The 22461-nt window shown below is 73.3% G+C and carries 19 protein-coding genes; 6 read left to right on the top strand and 13 right to left on the bottom strand.

The genetic code is table 11. From position 1 onward, the window contains the following. The first annotated feature begins 929 nt into the window (after positions 1 to 929). The 3 genes from KJS59_RS06875 to KJS59_RS06865 all read left to right on the top strand — a co-directional run bounded on the left by KJS59_RS06875 (position 930) and on the right by KJS59_RS06865 (position 4829). Positions 930 to 2594, top strand: coding sequence for a hypothetical protein (locus KJS59_RS06875; protein ID WP_213451467.1), 1665 nt, complete (start codon positions 930 to 932; stop codon positions 2592 to 2594). Positions 2595 to 2766: 172 nt separating this feature from the next. Then, positions 2767 to 4173 (top strand): DEAD/DEAH box helicase, encoded by a 1407-nt coding sequence (locus tag KJS59_RS06870; RefSeq protein ID WP_376771134.1) that lies wholly within the window; start codon positions 2767 to 2769, stop codon positions 4171 to 4173. 29 nt (positions 4174 to 4202) lie between these two features. After that, positions 4203 to 4829: a putative glycolipid-binding domain-containing protein gene (locus KJS59_RS06865; protein WP_213451466.1), complete on the top strand. Its 627-nt coding sequence runs from the start codon at positions 4203 to 4205 to the stop codon at positions 4827 to 4829. A gap of 84 nt (positions 4830 to 4913) precedes the next feature. On the opposite strand, the gene cds1 is transcribed toward KJS59_RS06865, so the two are convergent. Then, entirely contained in the window at positions 4914 to 6005 is a 1092-nt protein-coding gene (cds1, locus tag KJS59_RS06860) for an L-cysteine desulfhydrase Cds1 (protein WP_213451465.1), read from the bottom strand. A gap of 17 nt (positions 6006 to 6022) precedes the next feature. After that, the gene (locus KJS59_RS06855; RefSeq protein ID WP_213451464.1) at positions 6023 to 6487 is read right to left on the bottom strand and encodes an Lrp/AsnC family transcriptional regulator; all 465 of its coding nucleotides are present in this window, start codon (positions 6485 to 6487) and stop codon (positions 6023 to 6025) included. 241 nt (positions 6488 to 6728) lie between these two features. Between KJS59_RS06855 and KJS59_RS32005 the strand changes: the two genes are divergently transcribed. After that, a complete protein-coding gene (locus KJS59_RS32005; RefSeq protein WP_213451463.1) occupies positions 6729 to 7001 on the top strand; it encodes a BldC family transcriptional regulator in 273 nt (90 codons plus the stop codon). Positions 7002 to 7004: 3 nt separating this feature from the next. Here the strand turns inward: KJS59_RS32005 and KJS59_RS06845 are convergent, their stop codons facing one another. Genes KJS59_RS06845 through KJS59_RS06835 form a run of 3 tightly spaced genes read right to left on the bottom strand, consistent with a single transcriptional unit; the run spans position 7005 to position 9984 of the window. After that, positions 7005 to 7628 (bottom strand): UbiX family flavin prenyltransferase, encoded by a 624-nt coding sequence (locus KJS59_RS06845; protein ID WP_213451462.1) that lies wholly within the window; start codon positions 7626 to 7628, stop codon positions 7005 to 7007. Beyond that, complete coding sequence (gene mqnP, locus KJS59_RS06840; protein ID WP_213451461.1) at positions 7625 to 8524, bottom strand: menaquinone biosynthesis prenyltransferase MqnP; 900 nt, start codon at positions 8522 to 8524, stop codon at positions 7625 to 7627. Before mqnP ends, KJS59_RS06845 begins: the two co-directional genes overlap by 4 nt. After that, entirely contained in the window at positions 8521 to 9984 is a 1464-nt protein-coding gene (locus tag KJS59_RS06835; RefSeq protein ID WP_213451614.1) for a menaquinone biosynthesis decarboxylase, read from the bottom strand. The genes mqnP and KJS59_RS06835 overlap by 4 nt, the downstream gene beginning before the upstream one ends. Before the next feature lie 76 nt (positions 9985 to 10060). On the opposite strand from KJS59_RS06835, the gene KJS59_RS06830 reads away from it, so the two are divergent. Beyond that, positions 10061 to 10813 (top strand): hypothetical protein, encoded by a 753-nt coding sequence (locus tag KJS59_RS06830; RefSeq protein ID WP_249713936.1) that lies wholly within the window; start codon positions 10061 to 10063, stop codon positions 10811 to 10813. 66 nt (positions 10814 to 10879) lie between these two features. On the opposite strand, the gene ccsB is transcribed toward KJS59_RS06830, so the two are convergent. Genes ccsB through hemL form a run of 6 tightly spaced genes read right to left on the bottom strand, consistent with a single transcriptional unit; the run spans position 10880 to position 16755 of the window. After that, positions 10880 to 11854: a c-type cytochrome biogenesis protein CcsB gene (ccsB, locus tag KJS59_RS06825; RefSeq protein WP_213451460.1), complete on the bottom strand. Its 975-nt coding sequence runs from the start codon at positions 11852 to 11854 to the stop codon at positions 10880 to 10882. Next, complete coding sequence (locus tag KJS59_RS06820) at positions 11855 to 13435, bottom strand: cytochrome c biogenesis protein ResB (protein ID WP_213451459.1); 1581 nt, start codon at positions 13433 to 13435, stop codon at positions 11855 to 11857. Beyond that, the gene (locus KJS59_RS06815) at positions 13435 to 14199 is read right to left on the bottom strand and encodes a cytochrome c biogenesis CcdA family protein (protein WP_213451458.1); all 765 of its coding nucleotides are present in this window, start codon (positions 14197 to 14199) and stop codon (positions 13435 to 13437) included. The genes KJS59_RS06820 and KJS59_RS06815 overlap by 1 nt, the downstream gene beginning before the upstream one ends. Beyond that, on the bottom strand, positions 14199 to 14771 hold the full coding sequence (locus KJS59_RS06810) for a TlpA family protein disulfide reductase (RefSeq protein WP_213451457.1): 573 nt from the start codon (positions 14769 to 14771) through the stop codon (positions 14199 to 14201). The genes KJS59_RS06815 and KJS59_RS06810 overlap by 1 nt, the downstream gene beginning before the upstream one ends. After that, positions 14771 to 15418: a histidine phosphatase family protein gene (locus KJS59_RS06805; RefSeq protein ID WP_249713935.1), complete on the bottom strand. Its 648-nt coding sequence runs from the start codon at positions 15416 to 15418 to the stop codon at positions 14771 to 14773. Before KJS59_RS06805 ends, KJS59_RS06810 begins: the two co-directional genes overlap by 1 nt. Next, positions 15415 to 16755: a glutamate-1-semialdehyde 2,1-aminomutase gene (hemL, locus tag KJS59_RS06800; protein WP_249713934.1), complete on the bottom strand. Its 1341-nt coding sequence runs from the start codon at positions 16753 to 16755 to the stop codon at positions 15415 to 15417. The genes KJS59_RS06805 and hemL overlap by 4 nt, the downstream gene beginning before the upstream one ends. A gap of 112 nt (positions 16756 to 16867) precedes the next feature. On the opposite strand from hemL, the gene KJS59_RS06795 reads away from it, so the two are divergent. Next, entirely contained in the window at positions 16868 to 17203 is a 336-nt protein-coding gene (locus tag KJS59_RS06795; RefSeq protein ID WP_213451456.1) for an STAS domain-containing protein, read from the top strand. Between the two features lie 34 nt (positions 17204 to 17237). Here the strand turns inward: KJS59_RS06795 and KJS59_RS06790 are convergent, their stop codons facing one another. Together KJS59_RS06790 and KJS59_RS06785 are read right to left on the bottom strand one after the other, a co-directional pair. Continuing rightward, positions 17238 to 17801 carry a response regulator gene (locus tag KJS59_RS06790; protein ID WP_213451455.1) on the bottom strand — a complete coding sequence of 188 codons (564 nt, stop codon included), beginning with the start codon at positions 17799 to 17801 and terminating at the stop codon, positions 17238 to 17240. Between the two features lie 236 nt (positions 17802 to 18037). Beyond that, the gene (locus KJS59_RS06785) at positions 18038 to 22423 is read right to left on the bottom strand and encodes a HAMP domain-containing protein (protein ID WP_213451610.1); all 4386 of its coding nucleotides are present in this window, start codon (positions 22421 to 22423) and stop codon (positions 18038 to 18040) included. Positions 22424 to 22461: the final 38 nt, after the last annotated feature.

Below are 22461 nucleotides of genomic sequence, written 5' to 3'. Positions count from 1 at the left end.
ACCCAGGACCCGCCCCCGACCACGCCACCGACCGAACCGACCACGCCGCCGACCACCGAGGAACCGACGACCCGGCCCGAGGCGACGAGCCCGGCGGCGGTGCCGCCCCCCGGCGCCGCCCCGACCACCGCGGCGGCCGGCGGCACGCCCGCCGCGGCCGGCTCCGGAGGCGGGTAACGCCTCCCCCGACTGGGGCCGGTGACCCCTCCCCGCCCCTGGGACTCCCGTGCGTGGCCGCATGTCGATGTGGCACGGTGAGATCCGAGGCACGGCTCGGCGCGGCGGGCACCAGCCCGTCGCAACGCCCGCACGGGTGGGAGGCGCTGATGGACGACCAGAGGGAAGCCCGGCCGGATGGCATCCTGCCGCCGCCACCCCCGTTCGGCGACCACACCCCCCGGCAGCCGCACGCAGCGGCCCCGGCGGAGGTACCCGAGGCGTACCAGCCGCCGCCTCCACCCCCGGCCGGCGTGCTGTGGCCCTCCGCGGCTTCGCCCGGGTCGGCGCCCCCGGCCGCACCCTCCTCGGCGCCTCCGTTGGCGCCCTCGTCGGCGCCCTCGTCCGGGCCACCGGTGACCGGCAGGGCCAGCGTGGGGCGGGCCGTCGTACCGCCACCCGCCGGCTTCGAGGCCGGTGGCGGCGGGGCCGGGGGACGCACGTACCGCGCGGGCGAGGTGACCGGCGCGGTCCCCGATACCCGGGCGCCAGACGCACCGGCCGCATCGCCCGAGCCCGGGCCGGCCGCCGCCATGCAGCGGGCCGCCGAACCGGGGGCCGCGCCGTCGCCGTGGTCGGCGCTGGCCAGCTCGTGGGCACCCTCGGCGCCGGTGGGCTGGGAAGATGCCCCCGCGCCGCCGGGTAGCCGCCATGAGCCGGTAGCGGAAGTTGCGCGCGCCCCTTCGGGCCCGCCAGCGACCGAGCACGCGATCTTGGATGGGGCCGATCAGGCCGCCGGGGAGCGCGCGCCCGGGCAGGCCACCGCCGGGGAGCGGGCCGCCGGGCGGGACGACGACGCCCCGAGCCTGCAGGTGCTCCAGCGGATCGCGGACGCCCTGCCCCGGATGGGTGACGACGCCGCTGGCGAGCCGCCCGCCGGCGACCCCGCCGGCGCGGAGGCGCCACGGAAGCTGCCGATGCGCAAGCCGGCGGCGGCGATCGTGGCCGAGCCGCCGCCCCCACTGCACGGCGGCGAGCCCGGCCAGCCCGCCGGCGCGGCGGACGGGGTGCTGCCGCCGCTGCCGATGCGGGAGCCGGCCGCCGCCCTCGCCGCCGAGCCGCTGCCGCCCCTGCCCGGCGAGCCGGCGTCCGGCGGCACGAGCACGTTCCCCGGCTTCCTGCCGGCGCACGGCGAGCGGGCACCGGCCCCCGGCGAGGAGCGCCGGCCGGAGGCCGAGCCGGAGCAGGCACCCCCGGTGCCGGGGTCCGGCCGCCCCGACGCCGGTAACGAGCTGCCACCGCGGTCGCCGGTCCGGCGGCCGGGCGCGTCGCTGGTGGCGGAGCCACCGCCGCCACTGGCGGGTGATGCTGCCGGCGCAGAGTTCCTCGTGCCGCCGCAGCGCGCCACCGCGGCCCCGGCGCGCGCGTCCGCACCACCGGCACCACCAGTCTCCGCGCCGACCAGCGGGGCCGGGGCGACGCGGGCCAGGGCGGCCGTGCCGGCCCCGAGTCAACTGTCACCGGAGGAACTCGCCAGCGTCCCGCCGACCACGGCACGGCCAAGTGGCCGGGCGGGTGGCGTCTACCGGGCTCGCACCGATCCTGGGCTTGCCGAGGGCGAACCGCCCGTAACGCGTCCGAACCACCACCGGGGCGCGCAGGGCGACGGCGGGGAGTCTCCCAGACGGGCGGTCGAGCCGCCGCAACCCCCGGAACCTCCGGGGCCGCCGTCCCCGCCCTCGCCGCCGGAGCCGCCGCAGCCGCGGGACCCGGAGCCGTGGCCCGAACCCACGCCGGAGCCTCCGTCACCACCCACGCCGCTGCCCCCGCCGCCCGGCCCGCCGCCGCCGGTGCCGCCGCACCCGGTCCCGCCGGCACCGGTGCCGCCCGGCCCCGTACCACCGGTACCGACGCCACCGCCGGTACCCGGGCCCACTCCGGCACCACCATTCCCACCGCCACCGCCGACGATGTCCGCCGCTCCCGAGGCGGTACCCGCGCCGGACGCCCCGAACGTGGTGCCGGCGCCCGCGCTGCCGTCCTGGCCCCGCCCCACGAACCCGACCGCGCCCGGCCACCGCGAGTCGCGCCTGGACGAGAACGGGTTCCCGCCCGAGCGCCGCGCCGGCCGGTACGAGCAGTGGGCGCGGATCCCCGCCGAGGAGCAGCCCGGCGGGGTCGGCAGGGTGTACGGCGGCACCTCCACCGAACCGCCGGCCGCCATGACCACCGCCTTCATGGCGGGCAGCCCGGTGGAGAACACGGGCTCGCTGACCGGGCGCATCCTCGGATACGGCGAGATCGAGCACTCCCCGCCGACCAGCCGCACGAAGCGGGTCGTCGTGATGCTGCTGCTGGCCCTCGGCGGCCTGGTCGTGGTCGGCCTGATCATCGCCGCCGCCGCGGGCAACCTGCTCAGCAGCCTGTTCGGCGGATAGTCCCGGATAGCCGGTGATACCCGCCACCACCACCGACCCCGGATCGTGCGCGGGCACGGGGTAGACTGGCTCGGTTACTGATGTGGGTGCGTCTGTGATGCAAGGACGAGTCTCCGGCTGGGCGCACCACACGCGGCGATCTGAGCCGCGTGACCGTGTGCGAAAGGCCGTTTTGACCACCTTCGTTGACCCTGCCCTGTTCCCGTCGGCGTTCGAGGCGCCGACCCCCACCGCTACCGATGGCTTCGCCGCGCTCGGCGTCCCGGCCGACCTGGTCCGGGCGCTGGACCGGGAGGGCATCACCACCCCGTTCGAGATCCAGGCCGCCACCGTGCCCGACGCGCTGGCCGGCCGGGACGTGCTCGGCCGCGGCCAGACCGGCTCCGGCAAGACGCTGGCCTTCGGGCTGCCCGTGCTGGCCCGGCTGGCGGGGGCCGAGCGGCCCCGGCCGCGGCACCCGCGCGCGCTGGTCCTGGTGCCGACCCGCGAACTGGCCATGCAGGTCGCCGACGCGCTGCGCCCGCTGGCGCGGGCGGTCGGCGGGTACGTCGGCACCGCCGTCGGCGGCGTCGCGTACGACCGGCAGATCGACGCGCTGCGCCGCGGCGTGGGCGTGCTCGTGGCCACCCCGGGCCGGCTCGGTGACCTGGTCGAGCGCGGCGCGTGCAGCCTCGACGACATCGAGGTGAGCGTGCTCGACGAGGCCGACCAGATGGCCGACATGGGCTTCCTGCCGGACGTCACCGCCCTGCTGGAGCGGACCCCGGCCGGCGCGCAGCGGTTGCTGTTCTCGGCCACGCTGGACGGCGACGTGGACGCGCTGGTCCAGAAGTTCATGACCGATCCGGTGACCCACTCGACCGCGCCGCCGAAGGCCGCCGTCGAGACCATGGACCACCACCTGCTGCTGATCCCGCCGCACGACAAACTGGCGATCACCGCCGAGATCGCGAACCGGGCCGGCCGCACGATCGTCTTCGTGCGCACCCAACTCGCCGTGGACCGGCTGGTCGGCCAGTTGGCCGAGCGTGGCGTCCGCGCCGGTGGCCTGCACGGCGGCCGGACCCAGCGGGCGCGCACCCGCACCCTCGCCGAGTTCCGCGAGGGCGTGATGGACGTGCTGGTGGCCACGGACGTGGCGGCGCGCGGCATCCACGTGGACGGCGTCTCGCTGGTGCTGCACATGGACCCGCCGCGCGACGCGAAGGACTACCTGCACCGGGCCGGGCGCACCGCGCGGGCCGGGGAGTCCGGTGCGGTGGTCACGTTGGGCCTGCCCCGCCAGCGCAAGTCGATCCTGTCGATGCTGGGCCGCGCGGGCGTGCGCCCGGTGGAGACCCGCACCCGGGCCGGCTCGCCGGAGTTGGCGGAGCTGACCGGGGCGCGGGAGCCCAGCGGCATTCCGGTGCCGCCGCTGCCCGAGCGTCCCCCGGCCCCCCGGGGCCGCCGCCCGGACCACCACCGGGCCGACCACCGTGGCGGCCGGCGCCCGGCCGGCCGCTTCAACGACCGGCACCGCCCGCGCCGCCCCGAGCGGCACGCGCCGGCGCCCGATCGGCACTCGGCGACGGCTGATTAGCGTCAGGGGGGAGGGGTAGCGTGCTCGGCATGTCGACCCTCCCCAAGTCGCTGTACTGGCAGCGCCTCGACGCCGACGGCGGTCAGACGGTGCTGTATTCGGATTCCAACGGGCTGCACGCCAAGGGCATCGTCGTGGCCGCCACCCCCGTCCCGTACATCCTCCGGTATGAGGTGGTGACGGACGGCGGGTGGAACACGGCGCACATCGACCTGACCACGGAGGGCGCGGGCTGGCTGCGTACCGCCCGGCTGGAGCGGGCCGTCGGGCGGTGGCGCGTCACCACCGCGGAGCAGGGCGACCTGGATTCCGTGCTCGCCCGGGCGGGCCGCCCCGGTGCCGGCGGCTGGCCCGGCATGGAGGACCCGGACCGCCTCCGCACCGCGACCGACGTGGATGTGGAGAACGACCCGCTGTTCAACACGCTCCCGATCCGCCGCCTGCGGATGCTGGAGGGCTCGGACGACCGCCCGCACCGGCTCACCGTGGCGTTCGTCCGGGTCCCGTCGCTCCAGGTGCTGCCGAGCGAGCAGTTCTACACCCGGCAGGGCCCGGCCACGATCGGCTACACCTCCGGCAACTTCACCACCGAGATCGCGGTGGACGAGCAGGGCTTCGTCACCCGGTACCCGGGCCTGGCGGCCCGCCCGTCCTGAGCGTGTCGGCCGTCACGGGGCCCGAGGGCGGCGATCGGGCCGGCGTCGGGGGCGGCGAGCGCCGCCTCGGTCGCCGCTACGCGGTCAACCGTCCCACTCGCCGGTCGTGAGGAACTTCTCCACGGTCGCCGTGTAGGGCGCGAGGTCCAGCCCCTGCGCGGCCACCCATTCGTCGGAGTAGTAGCTGTCCGCGTACCGCTCGCCGGTGTCGCAGAGCAGCGTCACCACCGAACCGGGTTCGCCGGCCGCCCGCATCCGCGCGACCACCTGGAAGGCGCCCCACAGGCTGGTGCCCGTCGACCCGCCGACCCGCCGGCCGAGCACCGCGGAGGCGGCCCGCATCGCGGCGAGCGAGCCGGCGTCCGGTACCTGGATCATGCGGTCCACCACGGACGGCAGGAACGACGCCTCGACGCGGGGCCGGCCGATGCCCTCGATGCGGGAGCCGAGACCGGTCTCGGTGGACCAGTCGCCGGTCTCCCAGGCGGGGTAGAACGCGGAGTTCTCCGGGTCCACCACGCAGACCTTCGTCAGGTGGCGCTGGTACCGGGCGTACCGGCCGATGGTGGCGCTGGTGCCGCCGGTGCCCGCGCCCACGACGATCCAGGCGGGTACCGGGTGCCGCTCCAGCGCCATCTGCTGGTAGATGGACTCGGCGATGTTGTTGTTGCCGCGCCAGTCGGTGGCCCGCTCGGCGTAGGTGAACTGGTCCATGAAGTGGCCGCCGGTGTCCTCGGCGAGCCAGCGCGCCTCCACCACCACCCGGGCCGGATCGTCGACCAGGTGGCAGCGCCCGCCCTGGAACTCGATCAACGTGATCTTCTCCGGGGAGGTGCCCGCCGGCATCACCGCCACGAACGGCAGCCCCAGCATGCGGGCGAAGTACGCCTCGGAGACCGCGGTCGAGCCGGAGGACGCCTCGACGATCGTGCTGTGCGGGCCGATCCAGCCGTTGCACAGCGCGTACAGGAACAGCGACCGGGCCAGCCGGTGCTTGAGCGAGCCGGTGGGGTGCACCGACTCGTCCTTCAGGTACAGGTCGACGCCCCAGTCGCCGGGCAGCGGGAACGACAGCAGGTGGGTGTCCGCGGACCGGTTCGCGTCGGCCTCGACCTTCGCGACGGCCGCCGTGACCCAGGCCCGGTCGGTGTCGTCGTACCGGTCGAGCGATGGCATGCCGGTGACCGTACCGCTCACTCGGGCGCGCGTTCCGTGGGTACCGGCTGGGGTCGGTTCTCCCACTTCGTGGAGAGGGCGATCGCGGTGCGGGTGGAGGCCACCCCGGCGGTGCGGTTGAGCCGCCCGATCAGCTGCTCCAGGTCGGCGATCGTACCCAGGCGCACCATCAGCAGGAACGACTCGGCGCCGGCCATGAAGTAGCAGGATTCGATCTCGGGCCAGGCCGACAGTTCGGCGAGCACCCCGTCGCTCTCGACCCGGTGGTCCTGGACCACGCCGATCATCGCGGTCACACCCAGCCCGATCGTCTCGGGTGCCACCTCCGCCCGGTACCCCCGGATGACCCCGCTGGCCTCCAGCTTCCCGACCCGCTCATGGACGGCCGGGGCGGAGAGTCCGACCTGCCGGGCAAGTTCGGCGTACGAAAGACGCGCGTTGCCCCGCAACAGTTCAAGGATGGCGAGATCAATGGTGTCCACGGTAGGGACACATTAGCCTGGCAGTCCGGTCGACCAGCCATCCGGCCGGTCACCAGGGCAAACATGACGACGCTGGGCAGCATACCGGCCTAACCGCACAACCTGTGCGATTCCCCATTTCCCGGACACGACACACCGCCAGTGCTCTAATGAGCGTACGTACCGGAGTTATCGGACATATGCCACTTATGGCCGCGCAGTGGGTGGGCGGCCCCGGCACCAACGACACGAGGAGGGGGTCGTGGAAACTGGAGATCGCCTGCTGACACCCGGCGAGGTGGCCGCGCTGTTCCGCGTCGACCCCAAGACGGTGACGCGCTGGGCCGCCGCCGGTCGCATCGGCAGCATCCGGACCCCGGGCGGGCACCGCCGGTTCCGGGAGTCCGAGGTACGCGCCCTGCTCGAGGGCGAGGCGGAACTCGGCGACGTCACCGCCGAGGAGCCGCCCCAGCCGGGCGCCGGCTCCCCCAACCCGGGGCCGCCCCCCTCCCACAACGGCGGCCAGCGCCCCTGAGGCTCACCGGGCGCGCAGGGTGCCCTGCCAGCGGCGGAAGAGGGTGTGCTCGACACCCAGGGCGTCCAGCACCTTACCGGCGACGAAGTCGACCAACTGCTCGGCGCTGGCCGAGGCGCCCGCCCCGTAGAAGCCGGGGCTGGCGGGCAGGACCACCGCGCCGGCGTCGTGCAGCGTGATCAGGTGCTCCAGGTGGCTGCGGGTCACCGGGGTCTCGCGGGGCACCACAACCACCGGCCGGCGCTCCTTCAGCGCCACCTCGGCGGCCCGCTGGAGCAGGTCCTTCGACAGGCCGATCGCGATGCCCGCGCAGGCCGCGGTCGACGCCGGCACCACGACCAGCCCGCGCGACGGGTACGAGCCGCTGCTGGGCCCGGCGGCCAGGTCGCCCGCCGACCAGTGGCGCACATCCGCGCCGCCCAGGTCGCGACCCAGCCAGCGGGCCAGATCCCCGGCCCAGTGCGCGTCCCGGAACGGGTGGCCCGTCTCGTCGAGGATGGTCAGCCGGGCCGCCCGGGAGACGATCAGGTCCACCGGGTCGCCCGCGTCCAGCAGGGCGCACAGCACGGCCGCCGCGTACGGCGTCCCGGACGCGCCGGAGACGCCGACCACCCAGGGCTTCCTCACGGCCGCAAGTGTTGCAGAACGACCAGGTCCGCCAGGGCGAACACGAACAGCACGATGCCGATGACCCCGTTGGCGGTGAAGAACGCCCGGTTCACCCGGGACAGGTCGCCGGGGCGGACGATGGCGTGCTCGTACACCAGCACCACGGCGGTGATCGCCACGCCGGCCCACCACAACCAGCCGTACCCGGTGAGCAGCCCGAACCAGGCGTACAGCGCGACCGTGACCACGTGCGCGGCCGAGGAGATCCGCAGCGCGCCCGCCACGCCGTGCCGCACCGGCACCGAGCCGACGCCGATCCGCCGGTCCGCCGCCAGATCCTGGCAGGCGTAGATGCAGTCGAACCCGCCGATCCACAGCCCGACCGCGAGGCCGAGCACGAACGCCGGCCACGACCAGCGCCCGGTCACCGCGATCCAGGCGCCCACCGGCGCCACCGCCTGCGCCGAGGCCAGGAACAGTTGCGGGTAGTTGGTGAACCGCTTCGCGTACGAGTAGATGACCAGCAGGAACAGGGCGAGCGGCGAGAGCACCAGGCAGAGGAGGTTGAGCGCGGCCGCGCTGGCCAGGAACACCGCGAGCGAGACCAGCAGCCCCGCCCACGCGGCGCGCACCGAGATCACGCCGGTGACCAGCTCGCGGCTGGCCGTGCGGGGGTTCTGCGCGTCGATCCGCCGGTCGATGATCCGGTTCGCCGCCATGGCGACCGTCCGGCCGGCCACCATCGCGACCGTGACCAGCCCGAGCGTGCCCCAGTGCACCCGGCCGAACTCGATCCGCATGGCGGTCAGCGCGGCCAGGTACGCGAACGGCAGCGCGAAGATCGAATGCTCGATCATCACCAGGCGCAGGAACGCGCGGGCCGGGTTGGGCCGCTCGACGACGTCCGCCGTCATGAGATCCCGTACTCCTTCCAGCGCTTGTCGACCAGCGCCACGACCTCCGGCGACATGACCATCTCGTCCGGCCAGCCCCGGTGGTACCCCTCGGTGGGCAGCTTGCGGGTGGCGTCCACGCCCGCCTTGCCGCCCCAGAACTGCTGGTACGAGGCGTGGTCCAGGTGGTCCACCGGCCCCTCGGTGAGCAGCAGGTCCCGGGCGTAGTCCACGTTGCCGAAGGCGCGGAACGCCACCTCGGCGTAGTCGTGCACGTCGCAGTCCTCGTCCACCACCACGATCAGCTTGGACAGCGAGAGCAGGTGCGCACCCCAGATCGCGTTCATCACCTTCTGGGCGTGCTTCGGGTACCGCTTGCGGATCGACACGATCACACAGTTGTGGAAGACCCCGGCGGCCGGCAGGTCATAGTCCACGATGTCCGGGATCAGCAGCTTGAGCAGCGGCAGGAAGATCCGCTCGGTGGCCTTGCCCAGGCCGAGGTCCTCCTGCGGCGGCTGGGACGTGATGATCGAGTGGTAGACCGGCTCCCGCTGCGTGGTCATGCACTCGACGTGCAGCACCGGGAACGGCTCGACCGGCGTGTAGAACCCGGTGTGGTCCCCGAACGGGCCCTCCGGCAGCCGCTCGCCCGGCTCCAGGTAGCCCTCCAGCACGATCTGGGCGTTCGCCGGCACCTGCAACGGGACCGTCCGGCAGTCCACCATCTCCACCCGCTCGCCCCGCAGGAACCCGGCAAACAGGTACTCGTCGATGTCGCCGGGCAGCGGCGCGCTCGCCGCGTAGGACACCACCGGGTCGCAGCCGATCGCGATCGCCACCGGCAGCCGCTGCCCGAGCCGCTCCGCCACCGCGTGGTGCGCCGTCGAATCCTTGTGGATCTGCCAGTGCATGCCCAGCGTGTTGGGCGAGTGCTGCTGCAACCGGTACAGGCCCAGGTTGCGCTTGCCGGTCTCGGGGTGCTTCGTGTGGGTCAGCCCGAAGTTGTGGAAGATCCCGCCGTCCCCCGGCCACACCCGCAACCCGGGCAGCCGGTTCAGGTCCACGTCCGCCCCGGTGTAGATCACCTCTTGGCAGGGCGCGGTCCGCACCTTCTTCGGCGGCAGCGACTTGAGCTGGAGCACCTTGCCCAGCCCCTCGCGGATCCCGGACCAGCCGACCGGCAGCTCCGGCTTCACCAGCTCGCCGATCCGCTGCCCCACCTCGTCCAGCGATCCCACGCCCAGCGCCATCGCGGTCCGCTTCTCGGTGCCGAACAGGTTGATCGCCACCGGCATCTCACCCCGGGTCGGCCGCTCGAACACCAGCGCCGGGCCGCCCGCGCGCACCGTCCGGGTCACGACCTCGCTGATCTCCAGCGTGGGGTCCACCGGCACGGGCACCCGGCGCAGTTCGCCGGCCCGCTCCAGAGCGGTCAGAAAATCCGTCAGATCCGTGTACGGGAACCCCATGGTCTCCAGTCTCGCGCACCCGACACGCGGACCCTCCATCAGGTGGGTGACGTCACCAGCCGCCCGCGTGGCGAGTTGTCCCTGCGTGCGGACCCGTCTCGCGCTGGCGCCCCTGGCCGCCGCGCTGCTGCTGGCGCCGGTCTCCCCGGCGTCGGTGGCGCCGGCCGTCACGGCGCCACCGGCAGCGAGGTTCCCGGCGTCGCCGGCGTCGTCTCCGCTGCCGCTGCCCGCGCTTGGCTACCACCACCTCGGCGCCTCCAGCGCCGACGACTGGTCCGGGGTGCTCGGCCGGGTCACGGTCCGCGACCCGGACGTCCGCCGGGGCACGAACGACTTCGTCGCCGCCCGTTTCCTCGCCAAACGCGACACCTCGGCCGGCAACGCCTGGATCGAGGCCGGCTGGGCGGAGACCGGCTGGTCCGGCGACGGGCGCCAGCGCGTCTACACCTACGACACCAACACCCGCCGCTGGCAGTTCTACGACCAGTACCCGATCGGCGACGGCGACCGGATCTGGCTCTCCCTGACCGCCAGCGACGACCGCTCGTGGCAGGCGTGGCTCTGGTGGCACGACGCGTGGCGGCTGCTCACCACGCAGGCCCTCCCGCTGACCACCCACGCGCAGATCGAGCAGTACCTCGAGGTCTACGTGGACCCCGACCACCCCGGCGACTACCCGGTGCCGACCGTGACCGTGGACAACGTGCAGCTCAGGGCCGGCGACGGGCTGCACGCCTGGCGCGCCACCGTGCCGACCCTGACCAGCGTGCCCACCGACCGATTCTGCGTCGACTGGCAGACCAGCTACGACACCTGGGCCGCCGGCACCTGCCCCTGACCCGGGGACGCGCCGGCCCTGCCGGGCTGGCAGACCCCCGGCCGGCGATCCGCTGCCGGACCCGGCCTACAGGCCGCTGTAGGAGTGGAAGCCGCTGAGGAACAGGTTCACGCCGACCAGGTTCATCAGCATCGTGGCCCAGCCGAGGATGGCGATCCACGTCGCGGTGGAGCGCTTGACCGACGGGGTGGCGCGGGCGTGCAGGTAGCCGGCGTAGACGACCCAGCTGATGAAGGCCCACGTCTCCTTGGGATCCCAACCCCAGTAGCGGCCCCAGGCGGCCTCGGCCCAGATGGCGCCGGCGGCGACGCCGAAGGTCCAGATGGGGAAGGCGAACGCGTGCAGGCGGAAGGTGAGCCGCTCCAGGGCCTCCGCGCCCGGAACCCGGGCGCCGAGGGTGTACGGGAAGCTGCGCCGGCCCTTGTCGTACCCGGCGCGGATCAGGTACATCGCGGCTGCGACGAAGCCGACCAGGAAGGTGCCGGAGGCGAGGCACATCATCGAGATGTGTACCGCGAACCAGTACGAGTTCAGGGCCGGTACCAGGGGCGCGATGGGCGCGTACAGGACCATGCCGGCGACGCCCAGCAGCACCACCATCACCAGGGTGACGAACAGCCCGAGGTGGCGCAGATGGGTACGGCGGGCGAGCACGGCCAGCCACGCGGCGACGCCCACGAACGTGACGGTCAGCACGAACTCGTACATGTTGCCCCACGGCATGCGGTCGGCCGCGATGCCCCGGGAGACGAGCGTGACCAGGTGGGCGGCGGCGCCCAGGATCGTCACGGCGACGGCGGCGCGGCCGGCCAACCGGGCCCGGTCCACCCGCCCGGGGGCGGTGCCGGCGGGTACCCCGGCGGGGCCGTCGGCGCCGACCTCGACGCTGACCGGCGGGCCGCCGGCGCCGGCGAGTTCCCGCACGGCCGCCTTGGCGATCACGCCCCGGGCGCCGAAGGAGTACTCGGCGGCGTGGCAGATCATGGCGACCAGGTAGCTGAGCAGGGTGACCACGAGGAACTGGTCGGAGAGCGCGGCCATCTACTCAGGTCCTCTCGCGAGCAAGGCGAATTCGGCGGCGAAGCCGGGATGGTCGGAGCGGGCGAGCCCGCCGGACTCCACGATGGTAGTACTACCGCTCGTAGTGACGCGGAACCAGACCCGCCGGCGGCGGCCGGCGAGCGAGAGCATCAGGCCGGCGAGGAGCGCGGCGGTGCCGACCAGCACGATCTTCTCGCCCGGATCCCAGCGGATGGACAGGGTCGCGTACGGGCGGGTGCCGAGGAACTCGAGCGTCGTGCCGTCGTCCAGCGTCCACGACTCGCCGACCCGCAGCAGGTGCGGGGTGGGTTCCAGGCGCTTGAGCTGGCCGTTGGCGATCTGGCGCCCGTCCAGCCGGTAGACCGAGCCGGGGACGCCGGAATCCAGGCCCAGGTTGCCGCGGTACGCCCAGAGCATGATTCCCGGCGAGCGCTCGGCCGGGAAGGCGGACGCGGTCAGCGGCGGCTGGTCGGGGACGGTGGGCAGGTAGACGCCCTCGAAGGCGACCTGGAGGTTCGGGTCCCGGGCACCGGTCTTCGGGTCCACGTTGGTGTCCGGGAAGGCGGCGGCGCCCTCGCTGGTCATCATCGCGTCCTTCGAGAGGAACGGCGCCACCGTGGTCTGCGACTGCCCGTACCGGTCGGTGTACCGCAGCACCGGCGCGTACCCGTGACCGAGCAGGTACACGTTGGCGCCGGAGAGCCGCAGCGGGTGGTTCACCGCGAAGGAGGACGACCGGTCGGCGCCCGACCCGGTGACCGCCACCGTGGCGGTGTACGAGGCGGGCTGGCCGGTCTCCTGGTAGGTGGCCTCGAACCCGGTCAGTTCCAGGCAGAACGGCGGCAGGCCGGCGCCGCTGACACGGGCCCCCAGGCCGTACTCGTCGTACTGCTGGAGGCTGTTGCAGAACGCCTTCTCCGGACCGGCGACGAGCAGGCGGTTCGCGTGCCAGCCCCACCAGGAGCCGACGGCCACGCCGATCAGGACCACCACCAGGGAGTAGTGGAAGATCAGGTTGCCGGTCTCCTTGAGGTATCCCTTCTCGGCGGAGACGGTGAGCGCGCCGTCCGGCGCGGTGCGGGTCACGACCCGCCAGCGCCGCCCCCGCAGCATCCGGTGCAGCGCCGCCGCCACCTCGGCCGGCGCACCCGCCCGCTCGCCCGACGAGGAGAACGGCAGGCGGTCCAGGCGGTGCGGGGCATCCGGGGGCCGGGCGCGCAGGGCGCGGGTGTGGTCCCGCAGGCGGGGCACGATGCAGCCGACCAGCGAGCCGAACAGTAGCAGGTAGATCGCCGCGAACCAGGGCGAACTGTAGACGTCGAAGCCCCACAGCCGGTCCAGCACCGGTGCCAGATCCGGGTGAGCGGTGAAGTAGGCGGTGACCTTCTCGACCGCGACGTTGCGCTGCGGCAGAACCGACCCGGGCACCGCCGCCACCGCGAGCAGGAACAGCAGGACCAGCGCGGTACGCATGCTGGTGAGCTGCCGCCACGAGTTGCGCACCAGCGCGACCAGCGGGTTCGCCCGGCCGCCTGGGGTGGGCGGCGCGGGCGGGGCCGGCGGGGACTCGACGGTGGTCATCAGATGCTCACCTCGCCGGCGCCCACCGTGGTCTGGAGCCAGATGATGAAGTCCGCCCAGCCCCCGGTGACCAGCGCGACCCCGACCGCGATGAGCAGCGCGCCACCGACCCGGGTGACCCAGCGGCTGTGCCGGCGGACCGCCTTGAACACCCCGATCAGGCGGCGGAAGCCGAGCCCGAACACCACGAACGGCAGGCCGAGCCCCAGGCAGTACGCGATGGCGAGGGTGACCGCCCGGCCGCTCTGCCCGCTCATCGACGCCAGGCCGAGCACGGCGCCGAGGGTCGGGCTGACGCACGGCGCCCAGGACAGCGCGAACACGGCGCCGAAGACGGGCGCGCCGACCAGCCCGGCGGCCGGCAGCCGGTGGACGCGGAACTCGCGTTGCAGCCCGGGAACCACCCCGAGGAACGCCAGCCCCAGCACGATGACCAGCACGCCGACGCCGACCTGCACGGCCCGGTCGTGCTGGAGCAGCAACCGGCCGGCCTCGGCGGCCAGCACGCTGGTGAGCACGAACACGGCGCTGAACCCGGCGATGAACAGGGCGGTGCCGGCCAGGACGCGGCCCCGGAAGCGGGGCTTGGCGTCCAGCGCGGCGTCGAGGTCGGCGCCGGCCAGGCCGGTCACGTACGACAGGTAGCCGGGCACCAGCGGCAGCACGCACGGGGAGAGGAAGCTGACCAGGCCGGCCAGCGCGGCGGCGCCCAGGGCCAGCAGCAGCGGTCCGCTCTGCGCCGCGTTGGCGAACGCCGCACCCATCAGCGGGCCCCCGCGGGCGCCGGCTCGGCGGCGATCCGGCCCACCACGGCGGCCAACTCGTCCTCGGTGACCGCTTGGCGGATCATCGCGGCGACGTTGCCGGCGCGGTCCACCACCACGGTGACCGGCGGCACGGTGACCGGCGGCAGGTCCCGGAAGCCCAGCGCCAGCCTGCTCGCCGGGTCGAAGATGCTCGGGTACTCGTGCCGGCCGGCCTCGAACGCCTTCGCCGTGTCCCGGTCGTCCCGCACGTTGATGCCCACGAACCCGACGCCCCGGTCCTTGTACTTGGCGTAGACGCCGGCCAGGTCGTCGGCCTCGGCGCGGCAGGGCGGGCACCAGGAGCCCCAGAAGTTCACCACGACCACCTGCCCGCGCTGCTGGGCCAGGTCGTACCGGTCACCGGTGAGCGTCTCGCCGGCCAGGGCGGGCGCGGCCGGTCGCTTCCCGGCGGTGCACCGCACCCAGTGGTCCGCGCCGGTGGTGCACTCCGCGCCCGAGCCGCCCGGTGAGCCGGTGCAGCCGGCCAGCGCGAGCGCGGCGGCCAGCAGCGGCGGCACGAACCGGCGCATCACGCCCCCTTGGCGGTCCGGGCGCCGGGTGACATGGCGACCAGGTGCGCCGCCGGCTCCGAATACCCGATGCCGACCAGTTTGGCGCCCTCGAAGTGGAACGAGGTGAGGCTGGCCAGCCCGCACTGGCGGCGGCGCGGGTCGTGCCAGAGCCGCTTCTTCTCGGCGAACCGGCGCAGCGTCCAGATCGGAAGCTGGTGCGAGACGCACACCGCCTCGTGCCCCTCGGCCGCCTGGCGGGCGGCGTGCAGGGCGGCGAACATCCGCTCGGCGATCGTCCGGTACGGCTCGCCCCAGGACGGGGTGACCGGATCGCGCATGATCCACCAGTTGCGCGGGTCGCGGAAGGCGCCGTCGCCGTAGGAGGCCCGCTTGCCCTCGAAGAAGTTCGCGCTCTCGATCAGCCGCTCGTCCACCGCCACCGGCAGGTTGAACTGGGCGGCGATCGGCTCGGCGGTCTGCTGGGCGCGCTCCAGCGGGCTGGCCACCACGTAGGTGACGTCCCGGTCGGCGAGCGCCTGGGCGGCCGCCTTGGCCATCTGGTGCCCGAGCGGGGAGAGCTTGAAGCCGGGGAGCCGGCCGTAGAGGATCTTCTCCGGGTTGTGCACCTCGCCGTGCCGCAGCACGTGCACCACCGTGTTGGTCACCGCGCACCCCCACCCCGGGCGGCCGCCGCAGCCGCCGCGGCCACCGGCAGCGCCGCCTCGATCGCCCCGACCGCCTCCGCGTCCAGCGCCGCCGAGACGAACCACGCCTCGTACGCGCTGGGCGGCAGGTAGACGCCGTTGGCGAGCATCGCGTGGAAGAACGCCCGGAAGGCGGCCACGTCCTGGCGCTGGGCGCCGGCGTAGTCGGTCACCTCGTCATCCGGGCTGGCCGGCGGGGCGGTGAAGAAGACCGAGAACATGTTGCCGGCGCAGGAGAGGCGGTGCGGCACACCCTCCTTGCTCAGCGCCCGGGACGCCAGCGTGCCGATCTGCTCGGCCAGCGCGCCGAGCCGCCGGTACACGCCGTCGTCGCACAGCCGCAGGGTGGCCAGGCCGGCGGCGCAGGCGAGCGGGTTCCCGGAGAGGGTGCCGGCCTGGTAGACCGGCCCGGCCGGCGCGAGCCGCTCCATGATCTCCGCCCGGCCGCCGAACGCGGCCGCCGGCAGCCCGCCACCCATCACCTTGCCGTACGTGTAGAGGTCGGCGTCCACCGGTTCCAGGCCGGCCCAACCGGACCGGGAGACCCGGAACCCGGTCATCACCTCGTCCAGGATGAGCAGGGCGCCGTGCGCGTGCGCGATCTCGGCGAGGCCGGCGTTGAAGCCGTCGCGCGGGGCGATCACGCCCATGTTGCCGGCCGCGGCCTCGGTGATGACCGCCGCGATCTGCTCCCCGGCCAGCGCGAACGCCTCGCGCACCGCGGCCAGGTCGTTGTACGGCAGCACGATCGTCTCGCTGGCGGCCGCGCCGGTCACGCCGGGCGAGTCGGGCAGGCCCAGCGTGGCGACCCCGGAGCCGGCCGAGGCGAGCAGCGCGTCCACGTGCCCGTGGTAGCAGCCCGCGAACTTCACGATCTTGGACCGGCCGGTCCAGCCCCGGGCCAGCCGGATCGCCGACATCGTCGCCTCGGTGCCGGAGTTCACCAGCCGGACCCGCTCCACCGGGGTCCGGGCGACGATCTCCTCCGCCAGGTCCACCTCACCGGGGGTGGGCGTGCCGAAGCTGGTGCCGCGGGCGGCCGCCGCCTGCACCGCCGAGACCACCTCCGGGTGCGCGTGCCCGAGGATCAGCGGCCCCCAGGAGCTGACCAGGTCGGCGTACCGGCGGCCGTCCGCGTCGAACAGCCACGGACCGTTGCCGCGGACCATGAACCGGGGCGTGCCGCCGACCGAGCGGAACGCGCGTACCGGCGAGTTCACCCCGCCCGGCACCAGGGCGCGGGCGCGGTTGAACAGGGCCTCGGAGGTCGGCGCTTGGGCCGGATACTGGTCAGTCACGATCCACCCATTCTGCCAACGTCGCCGGCGACGGCACCCGCCGGGGCGACCCGCGGGGGTGGGCCGCCGCCGATCAACGTGCGCCACCGGCGGATCACGCTAGGCTGATCGGGTGGAGCGTCCCGAACTGTCGATATCGGTGCAGCGCACCCCCGGCGAGGCGGTGGTCAACCTCGCCGGCGAGATCGACATGCTCACCGCGAACCGGCTATCCACGGCCGTCAATGACGTTCTGGCCGAGCCGCCGCCGCGGATCGTGCTCAACCTGGCGGGCGTCACGTTCTGCGACTCGCAAGGGCTCGGCACGCTGGTCGTGCTCAGCCGCAAGGCCACCACCGCGCAGAGCGTGCTGGTACTCACGAACGTCGGCGAATTCCTGCTCCGCGTGCTGGACATCACCGGCCTGCGCTCCGCACTGATGATCCGCAACGACGCGACGACCGGCTGAGACCAGCCCCAGCCCAGGCACACTCCGCACCGACTCAGCCCGGCGACCCCCACCTCGCCTCCTCCAGCAGCCGGACCGCCTCCCGCGCGGCGGCCGTCGGCTCGGCCGACCGGTCATGCAACACCGCCACCGCCGCGTCAACCGCCTTCGTCAGCGCCCGGTGGCGGGCCTGCGCGTCCCGCAACTCGGCCTCCCGCTGCCGCACCTGCTGGGCCTTGCTCCACAGGTCCACGAAAATCGAAACCTTCGCCCGCAGCACCCACGGGTCGAACGGCTTGGTCAGGTAGTCCACCGCGCCGACGGCGTACCCGCGCAGGGCCAACTCGGCGTCCCGGTCCGCCGCGGTCAGGAAGATGATCGGCACGTGCCGGGTACGCTCCCGCCGCTTGATGTGGCTGGCCGTCTCGAAGCCGTCCATGTCCGGCATCTGCGCATCCAGCAGGATCACCGCGAAGTCGTCCACCAGCAACTGCTTCAGCGCGGCCTCGCCGCTCTCCACCGCCACCGGCTCGACCGGCAGGCCCTGGAGAATCGCCTCCAGGGCGAGCAGATTCTCCCGCCGGTCATCAACCAACAGCGCCTTCGCCACCTCACTCACAGAGTTGACCTTTCGTTCACGACTGCGGTGCTTCCTCCGCAACCACCAGCGCTCCGGGCGCTCCTCGCGCTCACAGAGTTGACCTTTCGTTCACGACTGCGGTGCTTCCTCCGCAACCACCAGCGCTCCGGGCGCTCCTCGCGCTCACAGAGTTGACCTTTCGTTCACGACTGCGGTGCTTCCTCCGCAACCACCAGCGCTCCGGGCGCTCCGGGCGCTCCGGGCGCTCCTCGCGCTCACGCTGAACCCCCTGCCGGGCGGGGGTTGCCGCTGACCCAGCCGGCCATCAGGGCCATCAGCTCGTCCAGGTCCACCGGCTTGGTGATGTAGTCGCTGGCGCCGGCCACCAGGGCGGACTCCCGGTCGCCGGGCATCGCCTTGGCGGTGAGGAAGACCACCGGCAGGTCGGCGAAGCGGTGGTTGCGCCGGATCGCCCGGGTCGTCTCGTAGCCGTCCTGGTCGGGCATCATCGCGTCCATCAGCACCAGATCCACCTCCGGGTGCTCGGCCAGCAGCCGGACCCCGTCCGCGCCGTTGTCCGAGTACAGGACCTTCATGCCGTGCAGCTCCAGGGCGCTGGTCAGGGCGAACACGTTCCGCACGTCGTCGTCGATGATCAGGATGGTGGCGCCGTCGAGCTGGTGGGCGGCGGCCGGGGTGACTCGCCGCTGCGCCACCTCGTCGACCGGGCGCAGGGCCGGCGGCGGCACCTCCGCCGGCGCGCTGACCTGCGGCACCGGGGACGGCAGCGGCACCGGTGCCACCGTCTCCGGCGTCAGCACGTCCGGGATCCGGAGCGTGAACGTCGAGCCCTGCCCGGGGTTGGACTCCACGGTGATCGTGCCGCCCAGCAGCCGGGCCAGGTCCCGGCTGATCGACAGGCCCAGCCCGGTGCCGCCGTACCGCCGGCTGGTGGTGCCGTCGGCCTGCTGGAAGGCATCGAAGATCAGCGAGAGTTTGTCGTTCTCGATGCCGACGCCGGTGTCGCTGACCGAGAACGCGATCGCGGTGCGCGCCGCCGCCAGCCCCGGCGTGGCGGCCGCCGCGCCCGGATTCACCGCGGTGATGTCCAGCGTGACCGCGCCCGCGTCGGTGAACTTCACCGCGTTGGACAGCAGGTTGCGCAGGATCTGCTGGAGCCGCTGGGCGTCCGTGACCAGGGACTCCGGCAGGTCCGGGCCGAGCCGGACGGCGAACTGGAGCCCCTTCTCCTCGGCCTGCGGCGCGAACGCCTGCTCCACGTAGCCGCGGATCTCGGCGAACCGCACCTCGCTCGGCGTGACGTCCATCCGGCCCGCCTCGATTTTCGACACGTCCAGAATGTCGTCGATCAGCGAGAGCAGGTCCGAGCCGGCGCTGTGGATCGTCCGGGCGAACTCGATCTGCTTCTCGGTCAGGTTCGTGTCCGGGTTCTCGGCCAGCAGCCGGGCCAGCAGCAGCACCGAGTTCAGCGGGGTGCGCAGCTCGTGGCTCATGTTCGCCAGGAACTCCGACTTGTACGCCGACGCGGCGGTCAGCTGCTGCGCCTTCTCCTCCAGGCCGATCCGGGCCAGCTCGATCTCCCGGTTCTTGTTCTCGATGTTGACGTTCTGCTCGCTCAGCAGCGCCGCCTTCTCCTCCAGCTCCGCGTTGGTGCGCTGCAACTCCGCGGACTGGGCCTGCATCTCCTGCGCCAGCCGCTGGGACTGGGCCAGCAGCCCCTCGGTCCGCCGGTTGGCCAGGATCGTGTTCAGCGCCACGCCGATCGTGCTGACCAGCCGCTCCAGGAACTCCAGGTGCAGCTCGGAGAAGGTGTCCACCGAGGCGAACTCGATGACGCCGAGCAGCTCGCCCTCGAACAGGACCGGCAGCACCACGTGGTCACGGGGGCGCACGTCGACGATCCCGGACCGGACCGCCAGCCCGCCCGAGTACGAGGTGGTGACCCGGATCGTGCGCCGGGACACCGCCGCCTGCCCGACGAGCCCCTCGCCGGGCGCGAAGCGCACGTCCTCGCCGTGCGCCACGTACCCGTACGAGCCGGCCAGCCGCAGCCGGGTGGTGGCCTGCTCGGCCTCGCTGAGGAAGAACGCGCCGAGCTGCGCGTCGGTCAGCGGGGTCACCTCCGCCATGATCATGCGGCAGACCTCGGTGGTGTCCCGCTGCCCCTGTAGCAGCCCGCCGATGCGGGCCAGGTTCGAGTCCAGCCAGCCCTGCTCCGCGTTCTTCTTCGTGGTCTCGCGGAGCGTCACGATCATCTGGTTGATGTTGTCCTTCAGCTCCCCGACCTCGCCCTGCGCCTCGACCGTGATCCGCTGGGTCAGGTCGCCGCGGGTCACCGAGGTGGACACCTCGGCGATCGCGCGCAGCTGGGTGGTGAGCGTGGAGGCGAGCTGGTTCACGTTCTCGGTGAGGTCCTGCCAGGTGCCCGCGACGCCCTTGACCTGCGCCTGGCCGCCCAACTTGCCCTCGACGCCGACCTCCCGGCCGACCCGGGTGACCTCCTGGGCGAACGAGGAGAGCTGGTCGACCATCGTGTTGACGGTGCTCTTCAGCTCCAGGATCTCGCCCTGGGCCGCCACCGTGATCTTCTGCGACAGGTCGCCCTTGGCCACCGCCGTGGTGACGCTGGCGATGTTGCGGACCTGCGCGGTCAGGTTGGACGCCATCGAGTTGACGTTGTCGGTCAGGTCCCGCCAGGTACCGGCGACGCCGCGCACCTGCGCCTGGCCGCCCAACTTGCCCTCGGTACCCACCTCCCGGGCCACCCGGGTCACCTCGTCCGCGAACGAGGACAACTGGTCCACCATCGTGTTGACCGTGTTCTTCAGCTCCAGGATCTCGCCCTGCGCGTCCACGGTGATCTTCTGGGACAGGTCGCCCCCGGCGACGGCGGTCGAGACCTGCGAGATGTTCCGCACCTGGGCGGTCAGGTTGGACGCCATGAAGTTCACGTTGTCCGTGAGGTCCCGCCAGGTACCGGCGACGCCGCGCACCTGCGCCTGGCCGCCCAACTTGCCCTCGGTGCCCACCTCACGGGCCACCCGGGTCACCTCGTCCGCGAACGAGGACAACTGGTCCACCATCGTGTTGACCGTGTTCTTCAGGGCGAGGATCTCGCCCCGGGCGTCCACCGTGATCTTCTGCGACAGGTCGCCCTTGGCCACCGCCGTGGTGACGCTGGCGATGTTGCGGACCTGGTCGGTGAGGTTGGACGCCATCGAGTTGACGTTGTCGGTCAGCGCCTGCCAGGTACCCGAGACGCCCTTCACCTGCGCCTGGCCGCCCAACTTGCCCTCGGTACCCACCTCCCGGGCCACCCGGGTCACCTCGTCCGCGAACGAGGACAGCTGGTCCACCATCGTGTTCACGGTGTCCTTCAGCTCCAGGATCTCGCCCCGGGCGTCCACCGTGATCTTCTGCGACAGGTCACCCCGCGCCACCGCGGTCGACACCTGCGAGATGTTGCGGACCTGCGCGGTCAGGTTGCCGGCGAGCTGGTTCACGTTCTCCGTCAGGTCCCGCCAGGTGCCCGCCACGCCGCGCACCTGCGCCTGGCCGCCCAACTTGCCCTCGGTACCCACCTCCCGGGCCACCCGGGTCACCTCGTCCGCGAACGAGGACAGCTGGTCCACCATCGTGTTCACGGTGTCCTTCAGCTCCAGGATCTCGCCCTGCGCCGCCACCGTGATCTTCTGCGACAGGTCGCCCTTGGCCACCGCCGTGGAGACCTGCGCGATGTTGCGGACCTGCGCGGTCAGGTTCGACGCCATCGAGTTGACCGAGTCGGTGAGGTCCTTCCAGGTGCCGGCCACGTTCGGCACCACCGCCTGGCCGCCGAGATTGCCCTCGGTGCCCACCTCGCGGGCCACCCGGGTCACCTGCTCGGCGAACAGCCGCAGCGTGTCGGTCAGCCCGTTCATCGTGCGGGCCAGCTCGGCGACCTCGCCCTTCGCCGACACGGTGATCTTCTGGGACAGGTCGCCGCGGGCCACCGCGGTCGCCACCTGGGAGATCGAGCGCACCTGGTAGGTCAGGTTCGACGCCATGGTGTTCACCGAGTCGGTGAGGTCCTTCCAGGTGCCGGCGACGCCGCGCACGTCCGCCTGGCCGCCCAGCTCGCCCTCGGTACCCACCTCGCGGGCCACCCGGGTCACCTCGTCCGCGAACGAGGACAGCTGGTCCACCATCGTGTTCACGGTGCGCCCGATGCGCAGGAACTCGCCGCGCAGCGGCCGCCCGTCGATCTCCAGCGCCATGTGCTGGGACAGGTCGCCCTCGGCCACCGCCACGATCACCCGGGCGATCTCCGTGGTGGGCCGGCCCAGGTCGTCGATCAGGGCGTTCACCGCGCGGACCCCGTCCGCCCAGGCCCCGTCGTAGACCTCCTCGTCCATCCGCTCGGTCAGCCGGCCCTCCCGGCCGACCACCCGGCTGATCCGCACGAAGTCCCGGCTGCGCCGCTCCTGCAACGCCGCGACCTCGTTGAACGCGTCCGCTACGGTGCCCGGGGCGCCGCCGCGCCGGGGTAGCCGCACGCTGAAGTCGCCCCGGCCCAGCCGGTGCAGCGCCTCGGCCAACTCGGCCAGGACCGCATCGTCGGCCTCGGGTCTGGCGGATTTCAGCTGCTTGGCGCCTGTCATAAGATCCTCGCTGCTCTTCTCGCTCACGCGGTCGTGCC

The sequence above is a fragment of the Rhizomonospora bruguierae genome, assembly GCF_018397995.1.
Classification (GTDB): Bacteria; Actinomycetota; Actinomycetes; order Mycobacteriales; family Micromonosporaceae; genus Rhizomonospora; species Rhizomonospora bruguierae.
Note: the sequence above shows the minus strand (reverse complement) of the source record. Positions and strands in the feature narration are given on the sequence as shown.

Bases quoted from the DNA above. Each gene is read 5' to 3' on its own strand.
- KJS59_RS06820 (WP_213451459.1), bottom strand. From the start codon at position 13,435: ATGACCACCGTCGAGTCCCCGCCGGCCCCGCCCGCGCCGCCCACCCCA.
- ccsB (WP_213451460.1), bottom strand. From the start codon at position 11,854: ATGGCCGCGCTCTCCGACCAGTTCCTCGTGGTCACCCTGCTCAGCTAC.
- mqnP (WP_213451461.1), bottom strand. From the start codon at position 8,524: ATGACGGCGGACGTCGTCGAGCGGCCCAACCCGGCCCGCGCGTTCCTG.
- cds1 (WP_213451465.1), bottom strand. From the start codon at position 6,005: ATGCCATCGCTCGACCGGTACGACGACACCGACCGGGCCTGGGTCACG.
- KJS59_RS06810 (WP_213451457.1), bottom strand. From the start codon at position 14,771: ATGCGCCGGTTCGTGCCGCCGCTGCTGGCCGCCGCGCTCGCGCTGGCC.
- KJS59_RS06785 (WP_213451610.1), bottom strand. From the start codon at position 22,423: ATGACAGGCGCCAAGCAGCTGAAATCCGCCAGACCCGAGGCCGACGAT.
- KJS59_RS06865 (WP_213451466.1), top strand. From the start codon at position 4,203: ATGTCGACCCTCCCCAAGTCGCTGTACTGGCAGCGCCTCGACGCCGAC.
- KJS59_RS06815 (WP_213451458.1), bottom strand. From the start codon at position 14,199: ATGGGTGCGGCGTTCGCCAACGCGGCGCAGAGCGGACCGCTGCTGCTG.